Here is a 6005-nt window from a genome sequence, read left to right on the forward strand (position 1 = left end):
GGGCGGGCGTCGGCTCATTTGATCAAACGGCTGTCGAACGGATAATGGTATAGGCCCGCAATCGTAATGCGTGACGCATCGTCATGGGTCGGGTTGAGCAGATAGTTGTTTGCCTTGTGCATTATGATCGAAGGAATTTTCATGAGCGCGTAACGATTGGCCGAGAGAAAGTCCGTGCCCTGTCGCCGTGTTGATTCCATGTCCTTGTCCCAGCCGTCATGGATAACCGGTTCGGTCATTTCTATTCCGTCCGGAACGTCGATTTCGATAAGCTGGTAGGTTTCCGGAACGGTTTCGCGCGTCGCATGCACCAGTATCTCCAGCAGTGCCGTCGAAGGGTGGTCGGTGCAATAGACGATGGGCATTCCGCGCCTGTTCCATGTTCCATCAACGAGCGTTCCGCCACGACCCGAGAGATCCGCGAAATTGGAGATGCGCCAGATGCGCATCGTCAGGCAAGCATGCCAAAGTCGATACGGATAAGCTCTTCGGAAACGACGTGGGCGCCGGTCTCTGTCTCAAGGAGATCGATCGGCCTTGCACCATCCAATGCTATGATCTCGCTTCTCAGCCAACGCTGGGCTTTCTCATGGCTACCGAATACCCGATCCGCCTGCTCGGCGATGCGTTCAAGGCGCAGGGCGCGGTCGGATTCAGCTGGCGAAAGCGGCTCGGCATGTTCCTTGCGACGCGCCAGCGTGCGGCGGGGGGCAACGATACGATAGAGTTCTTCGCTACTGAAACCCAGACTGCGCAGATGATCGATCTTGTCCGTAGGGACGGAAAAGTCGTGTGTTGCGCGAATTGCCCTTGCTGCGACCGACATGAATTGTTTCCTTGGCACTGCAGGCCATTCTGCTTGCCATTTGCCTACAAATGTATGCGCAATTGGCACCTTCCGCAAGGAAGCATCAGAGTTCGGGCTTTTCAATATCGCCTGTCTCGGTTAAAAGCCCAGCCATGACGAGCTTTTCGCGCCTTCTCGCGCCTGCGATACGAATTACAGGCCCGGTGCTCCGGGCGGCCTGACCGCCGCCGGAGCCGCCGGGAATCTTGCGCGCGGCCTCTCGCGCTTTTTCCAGATCATGATAGTTCAACGCCCGGGCTCTTTTGCCGCCGGCAACGCATATGGCAGACGAATGACTGATACCGAGACCGCCGAGACGATCGATTATTCCAAAACGCTCTACCTGCCGCAGACGGATTTCCCGATGCGCGCCGGGTTGCCGGAAAAGGAACCGCTGCTGGTCAAGCGCTGGCAGGACATGGACCTTTACCGCAAGTTGCGCGAAGACGCAGTCGGCCGCGAAAAATACGTGCTGCACGACGGCCCGCCCTACGCCAATGGCAACATCCATATCGGCCACGCACTGAACAAGATCCTCAAGGACGTCATCACCCGCTCGTTCCAGATGCGCGGCTATGACTCGAACTATGTACCAGGCTGGGATTGCCACGGCCTGCCGATCGAATGGAAGATCGAGGAGCAGTACCGCGCCAAGGGCAAGAACAAGGACGAGGTGCCGGTCAACGAGTTCCGGCAGGAATGCCGTGAGTTTGCGGCGCACTGGATCAAGGTGCAGGGTTCCGAATTCCAGCGGCTCGGCGTCGTCGGCGACTTCGACAATCCCTATACGACGATGGCTTTCCACGCCGAGGCGCGGATCGCCGGCGAGCTGCTGAAATTCGCCATGTCCGGCCAGCTCTATCGCGGCTCCAAGCCGGTGATGTGGAGTGTGGTCGAGCGCACCGCGCTGGCCGAGGCGGAGGTCGAATACCAGGACTATGAGTCGGACACGATCTGGGCGAAGTTTCCGGTCGTCAGCCTCGCTCGCCAGGTCATCAACATCGAGGATGGGCAGCCAGCCCTGGACCCCAAGCTGACGCAGACGTCGCTAGATCTGCTTGATGCCAACGTCGTCATCTGGACGACGACGCCGTGGACGATCCCCGGCAACCGCGCCGTCAACTACTCGCCGCGCATCAACTATGGTCTCTACGAGGTTACGGCGGCCGAGAACGCCTTTGGTCCTCAGCCCGGCGAAAAGCTGATCTTTGCCGAGAAGCTTGCGGACGACGCTGCCGCGAAGGCCAAGGTCACTCTGAATCGGCTTCGCAGCGTTGGCGCCGAAGAGCTTGAAAACCTTACGCTTTCGCATCCCCTCAAAGCTCTGGGTGGCGGTTACGATTTTCCCGTGCCGATGCTCGCCGGCGATCACGTCACCGACGATGCCGGCACCGGTTTCGTCCACACCGCGCCGGGACATGGCCGCGAAGACTTCGACGCCTGGATGGATGCTGCCTCTGATCTTCGCCAGCGTGGCATCGACACCGCGATCCCCTTCACCGTCGACGATGCCGGCTTCTTCACCAAGGACGCGCCGGGCTTCGGCCCGGACCGCGAGGGTGGAGCGGCGCGCGTCATCGACGACAATGGCAAGAAGGGCAACGCCAACCAGGCTGTCATCGACGAGCTGATCAAGCGCAACGCGCTGTTCGCGCGCGGCCGCCTGAAGCACTCCTATCCGCATTCCTGGCGCTCGAAGAAGCCGATCATCTTCCGCAACACGCCGCAATGGTTCGTCTATATGGACAAGGAGCTTGGCGACGGCACGACGCTGCGCAGCCGCGCCCTGAAAGCCATCGACGATACCCGCTTCGTGCCCGCCGCCGGCCAGAACCGCATCCGCGCCATGATCGAGGAGCGCCCCGACTGGGTGCTGTCGCGCCAGCGCGCCTGGGGTGTGCCGATCGCCGTCTTTGCCGATGCCGACGGCAATGTGCTGCGCGACGAGGCAGTCAACCGGCGCATCATGGACGCCTTCGAGAAAGAAGGCGCCGATGCCTGGTTCGCCGCCGGCGCCAAGGAGCGGTTCCTCGGCAATCACGATGCCTCGAAATGGCAGCAGGTCATGGACATCCTCGATGTCTGGTTCGATTCAGGCTCGACGCATGCCTTCACGCTTGAGGACCGGCCCGACCTGAAATGGCCGGCCGACGTCTATCTGGAAGGCTCCGATCAGCATCGCGGCTGGTTCCACTCCTCGCTGCTCGAAAGCTGCGGCACCAGGGGCAGGGCGCCCTACGACACCGTCGTCACCCATGGCTTCACCATGGATGAGGAGGGGCGGAAAATGTCGAAGTCGCTCGGCAACACCGTCGTGCCGCAGGACGTCATCAGGCAGTCCGGCGCCGATATCTTGCGGCTGTGGGTGGTGACGACCGATTATTGGGAAGACCAGCGGCTCGGCAAGAACGTGCTGCAGACCAATATCGACGCCTACCGCAAGCTGCGCAACACCATCCGCTGGATGCTGGGCACGCTCGCCCATGACGACGGCGAGGAGGTGCCGCTGGACAAGATGCCGGAACTGGAGCGGCTGATGCTGCACCGGCTCGCTGAACTCGATGAGGTCGTACGCTCGGGCTACGACGCGTTCGAATTCAAGCGCATCACCCGCGCGCTGCTCGACTTCATGGTGGTTGAGCTGTCGGCCTTCTATTTCGACATCCGCAAGGACGCGCTTTACTGCGAAGCGCCTTCCAGCGTGAAGCGCAAGGCTTCCGTGCAGGTGGTGCGCCATCTCTTCGACTGCCTGGTGAAATGGCTGGCGCCGATGCTGCCCTTCACCATGGAAGAGGCTTGGCTCGACCGTCATCCGGATGCGGTCTCCTTGCATCTCGACCAGTTCCCGGAGATCCCGGCGGACTGGAAGAACGAGGCGCTGGCGGAGAAGTGGCGCAAGGTGCGGCAGGTTCGCCGTGTCGTCACCGGCGCGCTGGAAATCGCCCGCGCGCAGAAGGTCATCGGCTCTTCGCTGGAAGCGGTGCCGGTCGTCACCCTCGACGACGCCGCGCTCGAAGCGGCGATCGCCGATGTCGATATGGCCGAGATGGCGATCACCAGCGATCTGGTAATCGTGCGCGGCAAGGCGTCGGCGGGCAGCTTTACCCTCGACGACGTCAAGGGCGTCGCCGTGGTCGTCGAGAAGGCGGAGGACCGTGGCCTGGTGAAGTGCGCGCGCTCCTGGCGCTACACCGCCGATGTCGGCTCAGATCCGGAATTCCCGGACGTGTCGGCCCGTGACGCCGCTGTTCTGCATGAGCTGAAGGCTTTGCGCCGTCTTTAAGGCGGTGCACAAATGCCACGGCGGGCAGCCGATCGGCCCCCGCGCGTTGCCCTTAACGAGTGGTTGAGGTAAACACGCGAAACTCCGGACGACAAATTGTCGCCGGAATTCCGTCGGAAGAGCATGGGCGATGGGGACCGGACCTTTCTTTGGCCGGCGGCAATCGAGAGGCTGTCTACAGTGGGACTTTTTGGCATGACCGAGAGAACTTATGCGCGCGTTGCGCTGCTGGCGCCGCTTGTCGTATCGGGCCTCGCTTTGTCCGGCTGCATGGGCTCGCCCACTTACGGGACCGACAAGACCGCGGGCGCGCAGCTTGCCGGCGACCTCACCGGGGCTTTTTCCTTCGCACCCAAGCGCAAGGATAGTATCGACTACAAGCCGCGCCCCACGCTGGTGAAGCCAGGGCCGGGGCAGAAGGAAGTCTTGCCGCCGCCGCAGGAAAGCATCGAGACGGCAAGCGCCGAATGGCCCGAATCGCCGGAGCAGCGCCGTGCCCGCCTGCGCGCCGATGCCACTCTGCATCAGGACGACCCGGCCTACCAGGCGCAGGTCATCGATGACGTGCAGACGGATCCGGCGTCGGTCAAGGCCGCGCTGAAGCAGTCGGGCTCGAGCCACCCGCCAGCCTGGACTCCGGCCGATTCGGACAAGAGCCGCGCCGCGGAAATCATGCGCCGCCGGGCTGAAGGCAAACAGGGCGACCCGACCACCCGCAGATATCTGAGCGAGCCACCGGTGCAATACCGCGCTGCCGCCGCCACCGCGCCGCAGGGTGACCTCGGCGAGGACGAGTACAAGAAGGAACGCCGCCTCAAGAGGGAGGCGGCTGCCAAGAGTAAGAGCGGCGGCATGTTCGACTGGCTGCCCTGGTAGGCTGACGGCGCCAGAGACGTTCTTGCCCTGGATTGGCTGGCTGGATTGGCTGACTTGGATTTGGACCGTCTGCCGGACCAGAAAATCAGGGTCCGCGTCGCTCGCGAAAAAAGTCCTTCAGCAATGCTGCTGCTGCGTTCTCGGCCATGCCCGGATAGATGTCGGGCACATGGTGGCAGGTCGGTGACGTGAAGAAGCGAACGCCGTTGACCACTGCGCCGCCCTTCTCGTCGGCAGCGCCGAAATAAAGCCGGCGCAGCCTGGCGAAGGAGATGGCGCCGGCACACATGGCGCACGGCTCCAGCGTCACATAGAGATCGTGGCCGCTGAGCCGCTCGCTGGAAAGCTTGCGGCAGGCCTCGCGGATCGCCAGCATCTCGGCATGGGCGGTCGGATCGGCGAACTCGCGGGTGCGGTTGCCGGCACTCGCAACGACCGTATCGCCGCCGACGACGACCGCGCCAACCGGCACTTCGCCACGCTGGGCGGCGGCTTCGGCTTCTTTCAGCGCCAGCGCCATGAAATCCTGCCGCTTCACGCGGTTCCCATTCCGATTATCTCCTCGCCACTAGAGCGCGATCCTGTTACTACCCGCGCAAACGAGCAAAGGCCACATGGACGACAAAAACAAGAAATTCCCGCGCAAGGCCGGCCCGAAGCCGGCAGGGACGCGTGGTCGCGATAGCGCTCCCGGCAAGGGCGGCAAGCCGTCCTTCGGCGCCAAAAAACCTTACGCTCCGCGCGGCGACCGGCCGGCGGCGACCGAAGGCGAACGGCCGAAGCGCGACTTCAAAGGCGGCGACCGGCCATTCAGCAAAGGGCCGCGTCCGGAAGGCAAGCCTTATGAACAGCGCGAGGGTCCACGCAAGCCTTATGCGCCGCGCGGCGACCGGCCGGCAGCTGCCGAAGGCGAGCGGCCGAAGCGCGACTTCAAAGGCGGCGACCGGCCATTCAGCAAAGGGCCGCGTCCGGAAGGCAAGCCTTATGAACAGCGCGAGG

Annotated in this window: 6 protein-coding genes and 1 pseudogene; 3 read left to right on the forward strand and 4 right to left on the reverse strand. The window is 63.0% G+C overall.

Annotation, left to right across the window (positions count from 1 at the left end):
* Positions 1–14: 14 nt before the first annotated feature.
* The 3 genes from NKH33_RS19220 to NKH33_RS19230 form a co-directional block, all read right to left on the reverse strand.
* Entirely contained in the window at positions 15–449 is a 435-nt protein-coding gene (locus tag NKH33_RS19220; protein ID WP_352921034.1) for an RES family NAD+ phosphorylase, read from the reverse strand.
* A 2-nt stretch (positions 450–451) separates the two neighbouring features.
* Positions 452–826 carry an Xre family toxin-antitoxin system antitoxin gene (locus tag NKH33_RS19225; RefSeq protein WP_254817430.1) on the reverse strand — a complete coding sequence of 125 codons (375 nt, stop codon included), beginning with the start codon at positions 824–826 and terminating at the stop codon, positions 452–454.
* Between the two features lie 85 nt (positions 827–911).
* On the reverse strand, positions 912–1097 hold the full coding sequence (locus tag NKH33_RS19230) for a hypothetical protein (protein ID WP_352474531.1): 186 nt from the start codon (positions 1095–1097) through the stop codon (positions 912–914).
* A 42-nt stretch (positions 1098–1139) separates the two neighbouring features.
* Here NKH33_RS19230 and ileS point away from each other — a divergent pair, with 42 nt between their 5' ends.
* The gene (ileS, locus tag NKH33_RS19235; RefSeq protein ID WP_352921036.1) at positions 1140–4130 is read left to right on the forward strand and encodes an isoleucine--tRNA ligase; all 2991 of its coding nucleotides are present in this window, start codon (positions 1140–1142) and stop codon (positions 4128–4130) included.
* 195 nt (positions 4131–4325) lie between these two features.
* Complete coding sequence (locus tag NKH33_RS19240) at positions 4326–5006, forward strand: hypothetical protein (RefSeq protein ID WP_352458053.1); 681 nt, start codon at positions 4326–4328, stop codon at positions 5004–5006.
* Between the two features lie 85 nt (positions 5007–5091).
* On the opposite strand, the gene NKH33_RS19245 is transcribed toward NKH33_RS19240, so the two are convergent.
* Entirely contained in the window at positions 5092–5544 is a 453-nt protein-coding gene (locus NKH33_RS19245) for a nucleoside deaminase (protein WP_352479909.1), read from the reverse strand.
* 76 nt (positions 5545–5620) lie between these two features.
* Between NKH33_RS19245 and NKH33_RS19250 the strand changes: the two are divergent.
* A pseudogene (locus NKH33_RS19250) lies at positions 5621–6005 on the forward strand (pseudouridine synthase); the annotation flags it as partial.

Origin of the sequence: Mesorhizobium sp. M1182, from assembly GCF_040318335.1 — a bacterium.
Classification (GTDB): Bacteria; Pseudomonadota; Alphaproteobacteria; order Rhizobiales; family Rhizobiaceae; genus Mesorhizobium.

Coding starts and splice junctions, on each gene's coding strand:
- NKH33_RS19220 (WP_352921034.1), bottom strand. CDS start 449: ATGCGCATCTGGCGCATCTCCAATTTCGCGGATCTCTCGGGTCGTGGC.
- NKH33_RS19225 (WP_254817430.1), bottom strand. CDS start 826: ATGTCGGTCGCAGCAAGGGCAATTCGCGCAACACACGACTTTTCCGTC.
- ileS (WP_352921036.1), top strand. CDS start 1,140: ATGACTGATACCGAGACCGCCGAGACGATCGATTATTCCAAAACGCTC.
- NKH33_RS19240 (WP_352458053.1), top strand. CDS start 4,326: ATGACCGAGAGAACTTATGCGCGCGTTGCGCTGCTGGCGCCGCTTGTC.